The 18,316-nt window shown below is 59.7% G+C and carries 18 protein-coding genes; 4 read left to right on the top strand and 14 right to left on the bottom strand.

From position 1 onward, the window contains the following. Positions 1–32: 32 nt before the first annotated feature. From MWR57_RS05505 to yoaA, 4 genes are all read right to left on the bottom strand, one after another. Positions 33–680, bottom strand: a complete 648-nt coding sequence (locus MWR57_RS05505) for an MOSC domain-containing protein (RefSeq protein WP_423123792.1) — start codon at positions 678–680, stop codon at positions 33–35. A gap of 113 nt (positions 681–793) precedes the next feature. Then, positions 794–1,762, bottom strand: coding sequence for a divergent polysaccharide deacetylase family protein (locus MWR57_RS05500; protein WP_423123791.1), 969 nt, complete (start codon positions 1,760–1,762; stop codon positions 794–796). A gap of 2 nt (positions 1,763–1,764) precedes the next feature. Further along, positions 1,765–2,745 carry a polyprenyl synthetase family protein gene (locus MWR57_RS05495; RefSeq protein ID WP_423123790.1) on the bottom strand — a complete coding sequence of 327 codons (981 nt, stop codon included), beginning with the start codon at positions 2,743–2,745 and terminating at the stop codon, positions 1,765–1,767. After that, the gene (gene yoaA, locus MWR57_RS05490; protein WP_423123789.1) at positions 2,742–4,730 is read right to left on the bottom strand and encodes a DNA repair helicase YoaA; all 1,989 of its coding nucleotides are present in this window, start codon (positions 4,728–4,730) and stop codon (positions 2,742–2,744) included. The genes MWR57_RS05495 and yoaA overlap by 4 nt, the downstream gene beginning before the upstream one ends. A 119-nt stretch (positions 4,731–4,849) precedes the next feature. On the opposite strand from yoaA, the gene MWR57_RS05485 reads away from it, so the two are divergent. Continuing rightward, a complete protein-coding gene (locus MWR57_RS05485; RefSeq protein ID WP_423123788.1) occupies positions 4,850–5,296 on the top strand; it encodes a universal stress protein in 447 nt (148 codons plus the stop codon). 8 nt (positions 5,297–5,304) lie between these two features. Here MWR57_RS05485 and MWR57_RS05480 read toward each other — a convergent pair whose 3' ends face one another. After that, on the bottom strand, positions 5,305–6,375 hold the full coding sequence (locus MWR57_RS05480; RefSeq protein WP_423123787.1) for a hypothetical protein: 1,071 nt from the start codon (positions 6,373–6,375) through the stop codon (positions 5,305–5,307). A gap of 77 nt (positions 6,376–6,452) precedes the next feature. Here MWR57_RS05480 and MWR57_RS05475 point away from each other — a divergent pair, with 77 nt between their 5' ends. Beyond that, entirely contained in the window at positions 6,453–6,749 is a 297-nt protein-coding gene (locus tag MWR57_RS05475) for a hypothetical protein (RefSeq protein ID WP_423123786.1), read from the top strand. A gap of 173 nt (positions 6,750–6,922) precedes the next feature. On the opposite strand, the gene MWR57_RS05470 is transcribed toward MWR57_RS05475, so the two are convergent. Next, positions 6,923–7,720 (bottom strand): LbetaH domain-containing protein, encoded by a 798-nt coding sequence (locus MWR57_RS05470; protein ID WP_423123785.1) that lies wholly within the window; start codon positions 7,718–7,720, stop codon positions 6,923–6,925. A gap of 281 nt (positions 7,721–8,001) precedes the next feature. Here MWR57_RS05470 and lon point away from each other — a divergent pair, with 281 nt between their 5' ends. Beyond that, positions 8,002–10,359: an endopeptidase La gene (gene lon / locus MWR57_RS05465; RefSeq protein WP_423123784.1), complete on the top strand. Its 2,358-nt coding sequence runs from the start codon at positions 8,002–8,004 to the stop codon at positions 10,357–10,359. Positions 10,360–10,444: 85 nt separating this feature from the next. Continuing rightward, positions 10,445–11,491, top strand: coding sequence for an endolytic transglycosylase MltG (mltG, locus tag MWR57_RS05460; RefSeq protein ID WP_423123783.1), 1,047 nt, complete (start codon positions 10,445–10,447; stop codon positions 11,489–11,491). Between the two features lie 21 nt (positions 11,492–11,512). Here mltG and MWR57_RS05455 read toward each other — a convergent pair whose 3' ends face one another. The 8 genes from MWR57_RS05455 to MWR57_RS05420 all read right to left on the bottom strand — a co-directional run bounded on the left by MWR57_RS05455 (position 11,513) and on the right by MWR57_RS05420 (position 18,246). Next, positions 11,513–13,021, bottom strand: a complete 1,509-nt coding sequence (locus MWR57_RS05455; protein WP_423123782.1) for a B12-binding domain-containing radical SAM protein — start codon at positions 13,019–13,021, stop codon at positions 11,513–11,515. Between the two features lie 116 nt (positions 13,022–13,137). Continuing rightward, the gene (locus MWR57_RS05450; protein ID WP_423123781.1) at positions 13,138–15,108 is read right to left on the bottom strand and encodes an Rne/Rng family ribonuclease; all 1,971 of its coding nucleotides are present in this window, start codon (positions 15,106–15,108) and stop codon (positions 13,138–13,140) included. Continuing rightward, complete coding sequence (locus tag MWR57_RS05445) at positions 15,077–16,009, bottom strand: radical SAM protein (RefSeq protein WP_423123780.1); 933 nt, start codon at positions 16,007–16,009, stop codon at positions 15,077–15,079. Before MWR57_RS05445 ends, MWR57_RS05450 begins: the two co-directional genes overlap by 32 nt. A gap of 168 nt (positions 16,010–16,177) precedes the next feature. Next, entirely contained in the window at positions 16,178–16,519 is a 342-nt protein-coding gene (locus tag MWR57_RS05440; RefSeq protein ID WP_423123779.1) for a type II toxin-antitoxin system HicB family antitoxin, read from the bottom strand. Beyond that, positions 16,516–16,764, bottom strand: coding sequence for a type II toxin-antitoxin system HicA family toxin (locus MWR57_RS05435; protein ID WP_423123778.1), 249 nt, complete (start codon positions 16,762–16,764; stop codon positions 16,516–16,518). Before MWR57_RS05435 ends, MWR57_RS05440 begins: the two co-directional genes overlap by 4 nt. Before the next feature lie 162 nt (positions 16,765–16,926). Further along, positions 16,927–17,706 carry a PhzF family phenazine biosynthesis protein gene (locus MWR57_RS05430; protein ID WP_423123777.1) on the bottom strand — a complete coding sequence of 260 codons (780 nt, stop codon included), beginning with the start codon at positions 17,704–17,706 and terminating at the stop codon, positions 16,927–16,929. A gap of 19 nt (positions 17,707–17,725) precedes the next feature. Further along, a complete protein-coding gene (locus tag MWR57_RS05425; RefSeq protein WP_423123776.1) occupies positions 17,726–18,010 on the bottom strand; it encodes a type II toxin-antitoxin system RelE/ParE family toxin in 285 nt (94 codons plus the stop codon). Then, entirely contained in the window at positions 18,007–18,246 is a 240-nt protein-coding gene (locus MWR57_RS05420; protein ID WP_423123775.1) for a CopG family ribbon-helix-helix protein, read from the bottom strand. The genes MWR57_RS05425 and MWR57_RS05420 overlap by 4 nt, the downstream gene beginning before the upstream one ends. Positions 18,247–18,316: the final 70 nt, after the last annotated feature.

The following is an 18,316-nucleotide window of genomic DNA, read 5'->3' as shown; positions in this document are numbered from 1 at the left end:
GGGGCAAAGGGCTTCCGGCCGGCCGGGTCCGGCTAGGCGGGGTTGAGATTTTCAAGCAGCTCCTGAAAAGATTTCCGCCAGGAAGCGGAGAGGGCCGGCACCGCCAGCACCCGTGCGATCCCTTCCCGGTTTTTCCGGTCGTGGTGATAGATGCGGTTGGCATAGGCAATGGAAACATTTCCGGGGTCTGGTGTCACGAGTTCGAGCGCATCGTTTTGCCCGGCCATGCCTTCTGCAATCACCCGGAAATAAAAACCGGTATATCCAGACTCGACAACGAGTTTGACAAAGTCATTCCTGCCGTAGCGGGCAGCCAGGGTCTTGCAGGGTTGCCGGGGCTGGCTTACCTGGAGCAGGGCGGTGCCGAGCCGGAAGCAATCGCCGAGGTGGATCTCTTTTTCGCTCAACCCGGCAACGGTGAGGTTTTCCCCAAAGGCGGCCGGGGGTAATTTCTCCCCCAGCACTGTTTCCCAGTGGGGATAGTAGTCGGCACTGTACGCGCAAACCGCCTTGTCTTCCCCGCCATGGTGTTTTTTGTCGTGCACCCCGTCTCCGGCAAAGCCGGTTTTTGTCAGGAGCAGTTGTCCCTGCACCGGAAGCTTACAGAGGCCGGTGACCACCTCGCTGCCGTGAAAATGCTCTGTCTTGGGAGTGCCGATATTGAGGGAGATGAGATGCATGGGGCTCCGAGTAGGCAAGAAACAAAAAAGGTTCAATCTTGCAAAAACAACAGGTGTAAATGTAATCGAAAATTGGCTCCAGGGCGAGCAGGAAACGAAAAGGCAAGCGCGCCTCAGTGAACGAGGCGGGAGACCCCGACCATCTCGGCGCGGGTGCGCAACTGGGTTTGATAGCGGCGCAGGGCCTCCACCGTGGCCGGATAGGGGTGGCCGATGCCCACGGCCTGGCCGTGCTCTCCGGCGAGCTGAACAAGAAGCTCAAGCTGGGCCTGGATTTTGTCCGGGTTCTGGTCGTTGTCCAGGAAAACGGTGCGGCGTTCCGTTTGTATCCCCATCTCCCGGGCAAGATCATAGGCAACGCTTTTGGCTCCGGTGACGCTGTCCAGGAAAAAAAGGTTCCGCTCCCGGACCAGAGGGAGCAGGGTCCGCATTGCCTTTGGGTCGGCGGTGAAGCGAGAACCCATGTGGTTGCTGATCCCCACGGCGCTGGGGACTGTTTGCAGGGCTTCGCGGAAGAGGGACTGCATGGTTTCCGGGTCCATGGCCGTGGTAAGGGCGCCGCGGCCGGGGTTTGCCTTTGAGTCCACGGGTTCGAGGGGCAGGTGGAGGAGAATGTCGCGCCCCTTGGCCCGGGCCTTTTTTTGTAACGCCTCGGAAAAGGGGGTGAAGGGCAGAAAGGCGAAGGAGAGGGGCAGGTCAAGCGCGATGAGGGCTTGGCCGGTGTTTTGCCGGTCGCCCATGTCGTCGATGACAATGGCCACAAGCGGTTTGCCCGGCATGTTTTTTGTCGTCGGTTTCTTGGCGCTGGCCGTGACCGGTGGCGCCTGGTGGGGCAGGGACGGTTCCTCGTAAAGTATTCCTGGCAAGGCATCCGTTTCCCGGTTCAGGGGCTTCTTTTTTGATTGTCCGCTCAGGGTGGGTGTCGCGGGGTCCGGCACGGAGCCAGGATAGAGCGCCATGAAATAGAAGCCGGCAACCAGGGTCGCGACCACAAAAAGAAAAAGACAGAAAAGGCCAAAACTCCGGCCGCTCTTTTTTTTCGCGCCCTTTCGGGCTGGTTTTTTCGGGGAACCCTTGGCCATGCCTACTTGTCCCGGCTCAAGACATAGTGGGCCAGGCCCGCCAGGGGCGCTTTTGCCGGCGTCTCACCGAAGATGGCAAGCCCGGCCAGGGCCTCGGCCAGCAGGGATTCCGCCTGCGTTCTGGCCAGGGCAAAGCCCTGGTATTTTTCGATGATGGTGTGGGCCAAGGCCTGCTGTCCGCTGCGTTCCTGCGGCGTTGCCTTGAGCAGTCCGACCAGCACCTCGCGATCCTTGGCCTCTGCCCGCGCCAGGGTCTTGATCAGCGGCAGGGTCATCTTGCCCTCCTGAAAATCGTTGCCCACCGCCTTGCCGGTTTTTGCCGGGTCGCCGAGATAATCCAGCAGGTCGTCCACGATCTGAAAGGCCAATCCCAGGTTGGTGCCATAGGTGCGCAGGGCGGCCCGTTGCTCGGCCGTGCCTTGGTTGTGACCAATCCCCGCCTCGCAGGCCGCGGCAATGAGGGCGGCGGTCTTGCCCATCAGCACCTGAAAATATTTTTCCTCGGAGATGAGGATCTCCTGGGCGTTGTGCATCTGCAAAAATTCCGACTCGACCATGGCCGCGGTGGCGCGGCCGATCAGGGCCATGGCCGTGGGCCCGCCCACCTCGCTGGCCAGGGCCATGGCATGGGCATGCAGGTAATCCCCGGCCAGGATCACCGGCTCCATGCCCCAGAGGGTATTGGCGGTTTTGGCCCCGCGCCGTAGGGTGGCATGGTCGATGACATCGTCGTGCAAGAGGCTGGCTGCGTGGAGATACTCAAAAGAGATGGCCAGCCGCGCCGTATCTGCTGGAGGATCGCCGACCAGGCTTGCCGCCAGCAGGGTAAGCAGGGGCCGGATGCGCTTGCCGCCCTGGAAGATGGCGTGGCGGATGATCTGGGCCAGCAGCGGGCTTTCGACGATGGCCAGGTCCGCCTCCATCACCGCGTCGATTCGGACGGACTTTTCCTTGAAGAGAGCAAGCAGCTCACCGTTGTTCATAACTCGTCCTCCTGGAAAAAATCCCGCACCGCGGGAATCTCGCGGCAGACCGGGCTTGGGGGCAGGCTTTTCAGGAAGAGTCTGCCGTACTGCTTGCTGAAGAGGCGGACATCGCAGATGGCCAGGACCCCCCGGTCGGTGGCGCTGCGCATCAACCGGCCCACGCCCTGGCGCAGGGTCAGGATGGCGCGGGGGATCTGGAAATCGTAGAAGGGATTGCCGCCCTCGTTTTTGATCCGTTCCATGCGGGCCATAATAACAGGGTCCGAGGGGACTTCAAACGGAAGTTTGTCGATGATCACGCAACTGAGCGACTCGCCCACCACATCCACCCCCTCCCAGAAACTGGCCACCGCCAGCAACACGGAATGGGTCTGGTCCCGGAACTCTTCCAGCAGCCGCGCCTTGGGAGCCTCCCCCTGCATCAACACCGGAAAGGGCAGCCGGGCGAGAAGCACCTCGTGGGCGGCACGCATGGCGCTGAGGCTGGTGAACAGCAGCAGGGTGCGGCCATTGGCGGCCATGATCAGCTCCTGCATCAGGTGCTGGCTGGCCCGTGGGAACTCTCGATCCGCGGGCTCGGGAAACCCCTTGCCCGGCACGAACAGCAGGGTGCGCTGTTCGTAATCAAAGGGGGTGGGTAGGGTCAGGACCGGGGTGTCGCTCGGCAGGCCGAGGCGGCTGAAAAAGTAGGTGAAGGTGTTGTCCGTGGTAAGCGTAGCCGAGGTAAAGATCACGTTGCGGGTCTGCTCGTAAAGAAAGTCCTGCAGTTCTTCAGCAATGTCGATGGGCGAGGCGGACAGGGCCACGGTTTTCTCCCGCCGTTCGTACCAATACACCGAGGAGATATCCTGCGCCTCGGTGATGGCGGTGAAGGCGGCGAGCATCTCCTCAGCCCGCCGCTGCATGCCCAGCCAGGACTCGCCGTTCATGGCCGCCTTGGTCAGTTGATTGCACACCCCCTTGATCTGGTCGGCCATGCGCTGCCGCTCTTCCTCCCAGCCCGGAAACCGCTCGATGAATTGCCGCAGGGCAAAGCGGCCCCGTTCTTTCGGGAAGAGTTCGGCAAAAAGGTCGGCCTGCTTGGCCAGGGCCCGGGCGGTCTGCACCACCCCATCCTTGGCGCGGCCTGTCAGGTCGGCCTGGGCCGCGGTTTCCACATCCTTCACCAGATCGATCACCTGATACTGGCTGAAGGATGTGCCGAAATACCGGGTTGCCACCCCTTCCAGGTGATGGGCCTCGTCGAAGATCACCGATTCGTAGCGGGGCAAAACCTCGGCATGCCCGAAACGGCGCAGGGCCAGGTCGGAAAAGAAGAGGTGGTGGTTGACCACCAGCAACTGGGCCTGGGCCGCTTTTTTTCGCAGCCGGGTGATAAAGCATTGGGAGGTGTCCGGGCAGTTTCCGCCCAGGCATTGGCTGGCCGAGGCGGTGATTGCCTGCCAGAGCGGAGCGTTGTCCGCCAGCCAGGCCAGTTCGCTGCGGTCGCCGGTCTCGGTTTCTTCCAGCCAGTCGGCGACCTTTTGGGTGTCGCGGTCATCGGCCAGGACCGTGCGCTGGGGCGAGGCGAGGAACTGTTGCCAGCGGTAGAGGCAGAGATAGTTTTGCCGCCCCTTGATGCAGAGCACGTTGAGCCTCGGGGCCAGGTGTTTCTTGATGAAGGGTATTTCCTTGGTGAGGATCTGGTCCTGCAGGTTCAGGGTATTGGTGGAAATTACCACCTTCTGGCCGCTGAGGATAGCCGGGACCAGATAGGCCAGGGTTTTGCCCGTGCCGGTGCCCGCCTCCACCGCCAGCATCCCCGGCCTCTCGCCGTGCGCCAGTTCCAGGGTGGCGCCAATGGCCTCGGCCATGCGGATCTGGCTGGGGCGCGATTCGTAGCCGGGCAGCTTGTCGGCCAGGATGCCGCCTTGGGCAAAGATGTCGGCCATGGCCTCGGGCAGGGAAATGGACATCTGGTTCTGCTCCGGGTGTGGATTCAAAGGGAGGTCTCTCCAGTTGACAAGGGGAAAAGCATTCTGCTAGCCTGATAGTGGAGAGGGAATAACGGCCAGGTGGTGGTCGCGGTTAAATTGTGACATCTATACCATAAGGAGGGGAAATGAACGAAATTAAAAAGATTCTGGTGCCCGTGGATTTTTCGGAGAATTCGCAAAAGATCCTCCGCACGGCCGTGGACTTTGCCGCCAAATTCAAGGCAGAGGTGGTGATTGTTTTCGTGGTGCAGAGCTTTGACGATTATTCCGGCTTTTTCGTGCCCCACATGCCCATCATCCAGCTTGAGGAAGAGATGGTCAAAAGCGCCACGGAAAAAATGAAGAGCTTCGTGGCGGAAACCCTCAACGGTTCGGTGCCGCATAGCACGGCGATTCTGAGCGGCGACGTGGTCGAGGAGATCAACCGCTTTGCCGCAAAGGAGAAGGCGGATCTGATTGTCATGGGCACCCATGGCTACAAGGGGTTGGACAAGATTCTTTTCGGCAGCGTGGCCGAGAAGATCGTCAAGACCGCACCCTGCCCGGTGCTGACCATCAACCCGTACCGCTAGGCGGAAAATCAGCTCAAAACCGCGAGAAGCCCGGTGACTTTCGCCGTGGCGGTCCGTGTTTCGCCGCAGAGTTCGGCGAAAAGTTCGACCAACGAGGCGCCCTCGTAGGCGTAAAAACGCATGGTCTTTTCGGTGGGGCAGTTCTTCAGAAAAGGAAGGGTTGCCCTGTTCAATTCGTTTCCTGCCCCCTGCACCTCCTCCAGCCGCTCGGCGGCGAGTGTCCCGCTTGCTCCAATCTCGAGCAGCAGCCGGTTGAAATGGCCCCTGGCCGCCCCGGTGGCGCTCTTGAATTGCTCCGCCAGAGCCCCCTCCTCGGCGTTAGCCCTCTGGGCCGGGAGAGTGAGGCTGATCAATTGTGTCGGGGGTTTGCCGCTGAGCGCCTCGTAGACCTCCGCCAGCATTCCCTGAAGTTCCGCCTGGGTCGTAACCAGCAGAGGGAATTCCGTTGCCTTTGCATCCCGGAGGTAGAGGTGGCCCCAGGCTTTGGCCAGCCGGGTCAGGTTGATCGCCGGCCCGTTCGGCGTTGTGGCCGCGGCAAGCTCCCGCAGGGCCCGCGCATCTTCCTCGTCCTCTCCTTCCTCTTCTGTCTCCTCGCCCCGGATGGCGGCAAACAGTTCGGCCTCTTTTCCGGAGATGGTCAAGAATCCTTGGGCGATCTCCCGCTCTTCTTCCCGGAACATCTCGGCCAGTTTCAGGAGGAGCATGGCCTTCCAGAGCGCTTCGCTCGTTGTTTTTGGGGAATCGGCGCTGTTTGGGCCGGAGCGCAGACTGGAAGCCAGCGACCCGGCCGAGGCCTCGTCCCGGTCGCCATGACCGGCGGAAAGGGAGGCCAGAAGCCCGCCATGGAATTCCGCCTCATGGCCCTTGAGTTCCCGGGCAAGGGACTGGAAGCGGGCCTGTTCTTCGTCGGCAAGGTGCACCGGCGTGTAGCCCGTCATGAATCCCTGCGCCGCGGTTTTACCCGGCTCGCCCGGCAGGGAATAAAAAAAGAGGGTGTCGCAGAGCAGGGAGAAGGGGTGCAACTCAGCGGGATCGGGGTTTGTTTCCGGCGAAAAAAGGGCGTTGAGCGATTGTGTCATTTGTAATTCCTGTTACAATGGGCTGGAATTTTCCCCGGGGCGGGGATATCTGGAAAAACCTTTCAAACAGGGGGCATATGCAAACAATACGGGAGCACCTTTCCCTGGCGGTCTTGGCCGTTGTCTATCTGCTGGTCAGTATCCGGTATTTTCCCGGACGGGCCATGCATTCGTTGGTGGAAACCCTTATCCACATGCTGTCCGTGGCGCCGATCAGTCTGGGGGCCACCCTGGTGATTGCCGCCGTCCTGCAGCGGCTGGTCAAGGAGCGGCTGCCGGTCAGCAGAACGGTGCGTCTTTTTCTGGTGACGGCCATTTGCCTGGAGTTCATCCTCGGCCTTGCCCATTATTTTGAGATGGGCGGGACGGCTTAACGGATCAGGCAATCCAGCACCAAATTACAACAGACCCGCAATAGTAACCGTTGAGCAGTGCCGCAGATGCGTGTGTCAATTGTCGGCAGCAGTGCCGACCAAGAGGTCTGTCCGCCCATACACATGGTATGCGGACAGGCCGATGACAAAGCAGATGCGGTGCTGCTCAACGGTTACCGGATCACCGAGTTGCCGAGGTGCCAGCCGGAAGGCGCGGTGGTGTTGGGCAGGACAATGGATTTTTTCCCGAGCACCGTACCGGGGTTGGTCACCGCATTGCAGCCGGTCTGGGCCTTGTCGCCAAAGATTGCCCCGAATTTGCGCAACCCAGAACTGATGGGGCCTTCCGGGGTTTTCACCAGGACGTCGCCGCCGGTGAAGCGCAGGTTTGCCAGTTTGGTGCCCGCCCCCAGGTTTACCTCGTTACCGAGGATGCTGTCGCCCAGATAGGCGAAATGTCCGGCCTTGGCATCGTCGAGGAAGATGGCATGCTTGACCTCGGTGACGTGTCCCACCACGCAGCGGGCGCCCACCAGGCAGTGGCCGCGCAGATAGGCGCCCTGCCGGACCTCGCTCTGATCGCCGATGATCGCCGGACCTTTGATAAAGGCCCCGGATTCAACCAGCACCCCCTTGCCGATACTGAGCGGCCCGCCGGCCAGCACCGCCCCGGCCATGAGCACGCTGGCCCCATCGAGCAGCGTGCCTTCGCGGAAAACCTTGAGCGTGCCCTTGGTGGCGTCGCCGAATTCGATGGCAAGACCGGTGGCTTCCAGCAGCATCCCGTCGTGGAGAACCAGGGTGGCCGGCAAGGGGCCTGGGATGGGCGGCCAAAGGATGGGCGGCCAGGGATACTCCGCCATGTAGCTCTTCAGCCGTCCCAGCGCCTGCCAGGGGTATTCCCCGGCCGCGAAAAGAGAGGCATGGGCATAGCGGCTCAGATCAAAAAAAGAAGCGTTGGTCAGGTTCATCGGGGTCGGTTGCCGGTTGTTTTTTGTTGGCCGTCATGGCATGATTGTTGAGAGTGCGTCTGTTGCGCAGCATGGAGCATTCTGCCGGTCGCAGGCGTTACTATGGTGCAAAACCGCGATTTCTTCAAGCATATTTCCGGACTGGCCCAGCCCGACGATATCGCCTTGACTTCATTGATAGGGGTGCTTATGTTGCCCAGCTTAAACCCTTGTACTTTCCGGCAGGGCCGGTTTGCCGATAAAATATAACCTGGAGGCATGTTGTGGATATTAATGATTCCATGACCTCAGAACTGAACGATTTTCATGATTCCGAAGGGCAGGAGATTCCTGGCGAATTGCCGCTCATGGCGGTGCGGGACGTGGTTATCTTCAATTATATGATCATCCCCCTCTTTGTCGGGCGGCCTGCTTCGGTGGGCGCGGTCAACGACGCCATGAGCAAGGACAAGCTCCTCATGCTCGTTACCCAGAAGGACGCCTCCCTGGACGAGCCCCAATCCGAGGATATGTACGATGTGGGCATGGTCTGCATGATCATGCGCACCCTCAAACTGCCGGACGGCCGTCTCAAGGTGCTGGTCCAGGCCCTGCGCAAGGCGCGGGTCGAAGCCTTTATCCAGGAAGAGCCCCATCATATCGCCCGGATCGAGCTGATCCAGGATGAAGAGGTGGAGGAGGTCTCCGTCGAGATGGAGGCGCTGATGCGCAATGTTCGCGAGCAGACGGAAAAGATCCTCTCGCTCAAGGGCATCATGTCCTCCGACCTCATGGTTATTCTGAACAACGTGGAGGAGCCGGGCAGGCTTGCCGATCTGGTGGTCTCGAACCTCCAGCTCAAGGTGTCCGAATCCCAGGCGGTGCTGGAAACCTTTGACCCGGCTCTGCGTCTGAAAAAGGTGGCCGAGTACCTGCAGAAAGAGCTGGAAGTCTCCACCATGCAGGCCAAGATCCAGTCCGAGGCCAAGGAGGAGATGAGCCGCACCCAGCGGGAGTACTATCTGCGCGAGCAGTTGCAAGCCCTGAAAAAAGAGCTGGGCGATATCGACGACCGCTCCCAGGAAATGGACGAACTGCGGGACAAGCTGGCAAAATGTAGGATGCCGCCCGAGGTGAAAAAAGAAGCGGGCAAGCAGTTGAAAAGGCTGGAGACCATGCACCCCGACGCCTCGGAGGCCTCCATCGTCCGGACCTATATCGACTGGATTTTAGATCTGCCCTGGCGCAAGGGCTCCAAGGACCGGCTTGATCTCAAGGTCGCCAAGGCGGTGCTGGACGAGGATCATTACGGCTTGGACAAGGTCAAGGAACGCATCCTCGAGTACCTGGCCGTGCGTTCGCTCAATAAAACGACCAAGGGGCCGATCCTCTGCTTTGTCGGCCCTCCCGGGGTGGGCAAAACCTCGCTGGGCCAGTCCATCGCCCGGGCCATGGGCCGCAAGTTCCACCGCATCTCCCTGGGCGGCATGCGCGATGAAGCCGAGATCCGCGGCCATCGCCGCACCTATATCGGCGCCATGCCGGGGCGGATCATCCAGGGCTTGAAAACCGTGGGCACCAATAACCCGGTGTTCATGTTCGACGAGATCGACAAGGTCGGCGCCGACTATCGGGGCGATCCATCCTCCGCCCTGCTCGAGGTGTTGGACCCGGCCCAGAACAGCGATTTCACCGACCATTACCTCAACATGCCCTTTGATCTTTCCAAGGTCATGTTCATCACCACCGCCAACATGGCGGACACCATTCCGGCCCCGCTCTACGACCGGATGGAGGTGATCCGTCTGGCCGGCTACACCCTGGAGGAGAAGATCGAGATCGCCCGCCGCTATCTGGTGCCCCGCCAGCTTGAGGAAAACGGCATCACGGCCAAGCATGTCCAGTTCGACGACGCGATCTTGTCCAAGATCATCACCAACTATACCCGGGAAGCGGGGTTGCGGAATCTGGAACGGGAGATCGGCACCATCTGCCGAAAAAACGCCCGCAAGGTAGCGGAAGGCAACAAGGGTCCGTTTCCCCTCACCGACCGGACCCTGAGCAAGTATCTTGGCCCGCCCAAGTACACGCCCGAGTCGGAAACCGAAATCATCGACCAGCCGGGCATGGCCACCGGCCTTGCCTGGACCGAAGTGGGCGGGGAGATCCTCTACATCGAGATTTCCATCCTCAAGGGCAGGGGCAACCTGACCATGACCGGCCAATTGGGCGAGGTGATGAAGGAGTCGGCCCAGGCCGCCCTGAGTTTCTGCCGCTCGCGCCTTAAAAAGCTCAAGCTTGGCGACAGCTATTTCGAGGAAATCGACATCCATGTGCATGTGCCGGCCGGCGCTATCCCCAAGGACGGCCCATCCGCCGGGGTGACCATAGCCACGGCCATGTATTCGGCGCTTTCCCGGAAAAAGGTGCGCCAGGATGTGGCCATGACCGGGGAGATCACCCTGCGCGGCCGGGTGCTGCCCATCGGCGGCCTCAAGGAAAAAGCCCTGGCCGCCCTGCGGGCCGGGATCACCACGGTGATCATCCCGGAGCAGAACAAGAAGGATCTGGTGGAGATTCCCGAGGATCTCCGCAAGAAGATCAAATTCATCCCGGTGAAGAACATGGACCGGATTTTGTCCATTGTTTTTGAGGATTAAGCCGCAATGAAGGCATAACGCCATTGCCTCCCGTTTGCGCGGGGGCAATGGCGTTTCAGTGTAATAATCCGCAGGAGATCCGTTTTTGGGCCAGGGAAGGGGAGTCCGGAAAAAAGGCAAACACCTGTCCAAAACTATCCGCCGCTTGGCGGTGTGGCTCTGTGGCGTTGCCTTTCTGGCTCTGGCCGGGTTCGGGCTCTGGCTCTGGTCCTATGCGGTTACTCCCATGCCCATGCGGAGTGAGCTGCAGGTCCTGATCCCGCCTAAAACCAGCCTTGCCGGAATAGCGAGAATTCTTGCCGAAAAAGGGGTGATCCCGCCGGGGCGCGGCTTTTATGTCCTTGCCAGGGTTTCCCGGCTCAGCCAGCGCTTGCAGGCCGGAGAATACCGGTTCAGCCCCGGGCAAACCCCGTACCACATCCTCCGGGCTCTTGCAGCCGGAGCCACCGTGCGCTGGTCGGTCACCATCCCCGAAGGCAGCAACATCTATCAGCTTGCCGACATTCTGTCCCAGGGCGGCTGGGGGGAGCGGGAGCTTTTTCTCGAGTTGGCGCGTGACCCGGAGATCATTGCCCGGCATGGGGTGCGGGCAGCAAGCCTGGAAGGCTATCTGTTCCCGGACACCTACCAGTTGGTGCGCGGCCAGAACCCCCGGGAGATCATCGCCTTGATGCTTGAACGGGGCCGACAGGTGCGGCAGGAGCTGGGCGATCTGCGCGACAACCCCTTGGGTCTTACGCCCCACGAGGTGCTGACCCTGGCCTCCATCGTGGAGAAGGAAACCGCCGCGCCGGAAGAACGGCCCCTCATCGCGCAGGTTTTTTTAAACCGGTTGCGGCAGGGGATGCGGCTGCAGACCGATCCCACCGTGATCTACGGCCTGGCCGATTTTAACGGCAATCTCACCCGGAAGGATCTGCAAACACTCACCCCGTACAACACCTATCTGATCAACGGCTTGCCTCCCGGCCCCATCGCCAACCCGGGCCGCGCCGCCATCGTTGCCGTGCTGCATCCAGCCCCGGCGCCCTATCTCTATTTCGTTTCAAAAAATGACGGAACCCATTATTTTTCCAACGATCTGGCCGAGCATAACCGGGCGGTGCTCAAGTACCAGAAAGGGGGAAGTTAACGCGGTTTCGCTCCTCCGCGTTCATGGGGAACCTCCGGTCAGCAAATGCAGTTGCCGACGCATGACCGCACCCTTCTTTTTTTCGCCAAGAGCATCATACAGCCGGGAGAGCAATTCAAAGCCCCAGGGGTTTTCGGGTTGCTTCCTGGTCAGGGTCAGCAGGATTTTTTCCGCCCCGGCCAGGTCGCCTTGTCCCAGAAGCTGAAAATGGCGGGCAACGGTCCGGACCAGATTCGGCGCTGCTCCCGGCGCAACCTCCTCTGCACGAAACCCTTCTTGCGCATACAGCGCGGCCAGTGTCTGCTGGTATTTCTTTTTCCATTTCCGCGCCGAGGCTGGGGAGTAGAAGAGGACCTCGCCCTTGGCAAAAAAATGCTCCGGTTCCACGCCCTGGGCAAGCCAGGTGCCGGGATACAGGGCAAGGGGGGAGGCCACCGCGTCAAGCAGGCCGGATTGCTTGATGAAATTGAGGGTTTCCGTCCCCTCACCCTCGGTTTCGTCCATCCCATAGATAAAATAGCCGAAAGGCCGGATGGCCTGGCGCCGCAGGGTGCGGATCGCCTCCGCTATCTGGGGGGGAGAGCCCTGCTTGTTGAGCAGGGCCAAGAGCCGAGGAGGGATGGTCTCGATGCCCATCTGGATCTGATCGCAGCCGGCAGCGGCCAGGGTGCGGGCCAGGTCGTCGTCAAGCAGGTGGGGCGAGCCCTGGGCGTTCCAAAGGTAATGGAGGGAGCTTTGGGCAAGCGCTTCGGTGAACGCCTGCACATGGCTCCGGTTGACCAGGAAATTCTCGTCCCGCAGGCTGAAATAGATGGCTCCGGTTGCGGTGCGCAGGTCGTGGAGGTAGCGGAGCAGCAGATCCACCCGGTGATGGCGGACCCGGTTTTGCCAGAGCACCGTGGAGGAGCAGAAGGCGCAACGGAAGGGGCAGCCCCGGGAAGTGATGAGCACGGCGAAGTTTTCCGGCCGAACCCCCTGGCAATGGTCCATCACCTCGGAGGGCAGAAAAAAGCAGCGGTCGATATCAGCCAGCAGTTGCGGGGGATTTTCGCTGATGCCTCCGGCCGGCGAGCGAAACACCACACCGGGAACCGAGGCAGCCGGGTTCTTCCCGAAGAACAGGGCGTCGAGCAGGGCCACGCTTGCCTCTTCGCCCTCACCCCGAATGAGATAGTCGATCTCCGGGACCCTGGCCAGGATGGCCGGTCCGAGCACGGAAAGGGGCCCGCCCAGGATAACGGGAGTCGCGGGGGAGATCTTCTTTGTTGCCCGGGCCAGACCATACGCCTCATGGTGGCAGCCGAAAAAGGCCGAGAGGAGATAGGCTGCCGCGTTAAGGCTGCGCAGGGTCCCGGGCAGATCGGCGCGGGGCGTATGGGAAAGGTTGTGCAGACTGGCGTCGTAGCCCGCATCGCGCAGGCTTTTCAAGACATTGAAGAGCCCCATGGGGACAAAGGAGGAAAAATCATCCTTCCCCTCATGCTGCGGCCCACGGTAGAGCAAGGCGACCCGGATATTTTCCCGTTTCATGCGTGGTGTACTCCGGGGAGTTGGGATTCAAGCGGAGGCAAAGGGTGGTGCGGAACCGGGGCGCAGGCATGTGGCCATGCGCCCCGGTGGCGGAGATTATTCCTTGTGCGAAGCCATCATTCCTTGAGGAAATCGATCTTGCTTTCGGTGGGGGGCATGACCGGGTCCGGGGTAATGGTGATCTCGACCTGATGCTCCTGTTCCAGCTCGATCAAGTCGGCGCGTTTTTTGTTCAAGATGTACTGGGCAGTCTCCATGGGCAGACGGCAGACCACCCGTTTGATCTCCTTTCTGGCCACTCCGGTCTGGATCTGCCGGAAATGCACCAAGGCCTGGGTTTCCACGGAACGGACCATGCCGCGCCCCTGGCAATGGGGGCAGAGGCGGTAGCTGCCCACGGAAACCGGGGCGGCCATCTTCTGCCGGGAGATCTGCATGAGGCCGAACTTGGAGATCTTGGAGAAATCCACCTTGGCCTTGTCGCGTTTCATGCAGTCGCGCACCTTTTTTTCCACCTCGCGGATGTGCTTGGAATCGCGCATGTCGATGAAGTCCACGACGATGAGGCCGCCGAGATCCCGGAGCCGGAGCTGGCGGGATAATTCCTCGGCCGCCTCCATGTTGGCGAGAAAGATCGCGTCTTCAAAACTCTTGTCCTTGCCGGTGCGGCCGGAATTGACATCGATGGCGACCAACGCCTCGGTGGGGTTGATGACAATGGAGCCGCCGGAATGCAGGGGCACGGTGGGCTGGTAGATCTGCTCGATCTGTTTTTCCACATGGTATTGATGGAACAGGGGCTGGGTTCCCTTGTGCAGTTTGGCCACCGTTGATTTGCGCTGGGCCGCGGGCAGCAGTTCGAGGAAGTTGTTGACCTGGGCCAGGGCCTCCTCGTCGTCCACCAGGATCTCTTCGATCTCGGAGGTGAAGTGGTCGCGCAGGAAGCGGGAGACGATGTTCTGTTCCTTGTGCAGCAGGGCCGGGGCCTTGACGGTCTGGCCTTTTTTCTTGATTTCCTTCCAGAGGTTGAGCAGGTAGCGGACATCCTGGGCCAGCGCGGTCTTGGTGATTTCCTGGCTGGCGGTGCGGACGATGTAGCCGATGCCCTCGGGGATGCTGACGCTGTCCACCATCTCCCGCAATTTGTTGCGCTCTTCCTCGGACTCGATCTTTCTGGAAATCCCGGCGCTGTCGCTGCCGGGCATCAGCACCAGATACCTTCCCGGCAGGGAGAGATAGGTGGTGAGGGTCGCGCCCTTGTTGCCGGTGGCCTCCTTGACCACCTCAACCAGTACTTCTTGCCCTTTGCTCAGGACATCCTGGATGGGTAGATCCTTCCAGTGGGTGTCAGCGGCAACCTCGTTGGCGTAATATTCCGGATGGATGTCGCCGAAGGGCAGAAAGCCGTTCTTTTCCGTGCCGTAATCGACAAAGGCTGCCTGCAGATTGGCCTCCACCGCCGTGACCCGTCCTTTGTAGATGTTGCCCTTGGTTTGCGCCTGGCTGACGGTCTCCACGTAAAATGATTCCACCTTGCCGCTTTCCAGAAGCACCAGACGGCATTCTTCCGGCTCATCGGTGTTGATGAGCAGCTTCAGGGTGGTGTCGCCCTTGACCGGCTGACTGGTCGCGGAGGGTTTCGGTGCTTCCTTGGCGCGATCCGGGGCTTTGCGGGGCGACCGCTGGCGCGGAGGCCTGGCCGGAGCCGCAGCCTTTTCTTTTGCCGCAGTTTCAATCGAGGCCGAGACAGGTTGCTCGCCTTCGGCGCCTGCTTCGATTTTTTGGCCTTCCGGTTTAGGTCCTTTCGATCGCCTCCGGGGCGGCCGTTTCCGGCGGCGTGGTTTGGTCCCCGTGGAGGCGGCGGTGTCGCCTTCGGGCCGTGAAGTTTCGCCGGAGGCAGGAACAACATCCGTCCGGCCTGGGGTGGAGGCCGGCGGGCTGGCGGTGCGGCCTTCTTCTTCCCCGGGTTTGCCAGGCTTTTTTAGCCATTTGCTCACCCGGGAGAGGATTGAGCGCTCATCCCCGTTGTTGCCCGTTGTTTGGCTGTTGGGCCGTTCATCTGCTGGTTTGGTAGTATCGTTTGTCATGGTGTGTCGTCTCTATGATGCGGCCGCTGGCGGCCATTTGTTGTAACATGATCTGCGTGGTGTCCGGGTCCAGATTGAGGGCCTCGCTGACATCGTTGGCAGTGCAGGGTCTTCTTTTCAGCATTTCAATAATTTCGTTTTCGGAAAGAGTGCGGAATTTTTCCCGCTCCCGGGTGGTGAAATCCACCAGGATCTCCACCTCTCCTGGAAGCTGGCGGGCAACAGCTTCCAGTTCCGCCCGGGTCAGGGGCTTGGCAAAGCTTTCCAGGGGCGGCCGGGCCACGGTGTTGAGCTGCACCTTGTCCGGCCTGATTTTTTTTACGGCTGCCACCAAGGCGGCGATGTCTTCCGGGCTGTCGTTGATTCTACTGGCCAGGAGGATTTCCAGCCAGAATTTTCCGGAAAATTCCTGCCGAAAAGTAATGAGACCTTCGATCAGCTCGGCCAGGGGCGAGCAGGCCGCAGGCCGGTTGATGCGGCGGTAGCTTTCCTCCCGGGCCGAATCCAGCGAGGGGATGACGATATCCGCGGCCAGCAGATCCTGGCGCACTTCCGGGAGGTAGAGCAAGGCGCCGTTGGTCAGGACCACCACCGGCTTGTCGGACTTTTTCTTGAGATAGCGGATTACCTGGCCGATGCCGCTGTGCAGGGTGGGCTCCCCGCTGGCGGTGATGGTGAAAACATCAAGGTGGGCCAGGAGTTCCCGGTCCGCCAGCACCGTGTCGATCTCCGCCAGCAGCTCGGACAGGGGGATGTACTCCTTGCGCTCGCAGGTGTGGGTGGTGGTGGCGCCGATCTCGCAATAGATGCAGTTGAAATTGCATATCTTGGGGGGGACAAGATCAATGCCTTGTGAAATTCCCAGACGGCGGGAATTGACCGGGCCAAATACATATTTCATGGGGTTTTACGGGTCCGCGGCGAAACGGCTGAGGATAGAGGTGTGTGCGTCAAGGGTCGCAGGGCATTCCCTCCGCTGGTAGGGGATTTTTTCTTGTTTGGCAAGGTATAACAATCCGGGGTTCTTGGCAAGGCAAATCTGCTTGCCCGCAACGGGACAACCGCAGGACTACGCTGCGTGGTGCGTCTCTTTTTCCAGGGCGGCAACGATCAGGCTGTTCAAGCTCACGCCGCGCCGTGCCGCTTCGAGGGCGATCTGCCGGTGCAAATCACGGCCAACCCGCACGTTGAATGACCCCTTGAACGGCTGCTCCGGCGGAATGTTTTTTTCCTCGCACATCGCTAGATAATCGTCCACCCCATCGCGGAAGTCCTTGCGCAACTCTTCGGCGTTGCTGCCTTCGTAGCTGATCAGCGCCCGAATAAACTGCACCTTGCCGAAGAAAATTCCATCTTCGTCGCTGTATTCAACCGACCCGGTATACCCCTTGTATTCCATGGTGTTCTTCATAGCAAACCCTCCTGGTGCAAAACATCCAGTACTTGCTCAACCTGATAAGGCTTCAGTGTCGGCGACGGGTGCGGCTTGTGCATGAATATGGGCGCACAATGCGCATGTTCGAACCGGACCCGTGACTCGCTGCCGCTCTGATTGAGGGCATAACCAAACCCTGCCAACAGAGTGACGACCTCCTGAAAAGTAAAATCCTTCGGGCGACTTTGGAGTTTCGCCAGCAGTTTGTCGTGTTTTCCCATGCGGGTATCCTAAATCCAATAGCCGAGAATTGTGCAACTAAATTTAGTTGCAAGAAAAGAGCAAGAGGGCTCGTGGTAGTCAGGGAGGCTAATGAGGAAAAGAGAAAACTACGTCCCTCCTGAGTACTGCGGCATGAAGCGGGACGATACCGTAACGTTGGTTTAGAAGGTGATTTCCGCCTCCATGAACGTGACCGCAGACCCTGAGAGAAGTACGCGGTCAGCTTTCATCTCACAAGTGATGTTGCCGCCACGCTTGGAAACCTGTCTGGCGGTCAGGATGTTTTTGCCAAGCTTTTCGGCCCAGAACGGCGCAAGCGCACAATGGGCGGAACCTGTGACGGGGTCTTCTGGAATACCGAACTTGGGGGCAAAGAAGCGGCTGACAAAATCCACTTCCGTTCCGGGAGCGGTAATGATGACACCACGCAAATCAAGCTCGCCGAGCAAAGCTAGGTTGGGCGTGATAGCGCGAATGGTTGCTTCACTATCAAATACGGCCAAATAATCGTCGGCGACCAAGACCTCAATGGGGCGCTGGCCAAGCCCTTTGATCAAGGTTTCGGAAAACTCGTGGGGCATTGGTGGATATGCAGGAAAATTCATTTCCAGCAACTTTCCCTTCTGCTCGACGATTAATTCGCCGCGACGTGTTGCAAAAGTGATGGCCTGTTTTGGGTAGGCAAGAGTTTCGAAGATGATATGTGCTGATGCCAAGGTTGCATGGCCACATAGATCAACTTCCTTGACCGGTGTGAACCAACGTAACGCGAAACCCTTCTCCGAGGGCACAAAGAAGGCTGTCTCAGATAAATTATTTTCCTGCGCGATGGCTTGAAGGAGTTCATCGTCCGGCCAGCTTGCCAACGGACACACGGCGGCGGGATTTCCTTCGAATACTCGGATTGTAAAGGCATCTACCTGGTATTGTTTGATTTTCATACATTTTATTGTATTATTTTTACAGGTCAATCGGCCACTTTCGAGCCGTATGAAATACGCGCAGGATTTCAATCTGTCCGTCATGTATCCGGTAGGGGAGGATGTATGGGGTTTCCGGGATGATGAGTTCGCGGGTGTCTGGCACTCTGCCTGCCCGGCCCATGGACGGTTGACCGGCAAGAAGATTGACCGCGTTTTTGATCCGGGCCAGTGTTTTTCCGGCGGCGGTTGGGCTGTCTTGGGCAATATACTCGGCTTCGGCGGCGAGATTGCGCAGAGCCGTTCGGGTCCAGCGGATTTTCATTCAACCGGCCATTTGGCAAATTCCGCCTCGACTTCTTCTTCCGTGGCAAATTCCTTGCGTGTTGCCTCCTGTATCCCTTGCTGAATCTCCGCCACCTGCCAGGTGTTCAGTTCCAGATACCGGTTCAATGCCTCGGCCGCGAGCCATGATTTGCTGCGGTGTGTGGCTTCGGCAAGATGGCTCAACTGTTCCTTGATGTTCAAGGGAATCCTGACCGTTATTGTTGAGGTCTCCATGTGATTGTCTCCTTTGTGTACAATATAACATAACCATGAGCGCGGGAGGTATCTTTTTTAATCGAGAACG

This window comes from Hydrosulfovibrio ferrireducens, assembly GCF_046883345.1.
In the GTDB taxonomy this organism is placed as follows: Bacteria; Desulfobacterota; Desulfobulbia; order Desulfobulbales; family Desulfurivibrionaceae; genus Thiovibrio; species Thiovibrio ferrireducens.
This window is presented reverse-complemented; position numbering and strand designations above follow the sequence as displayed.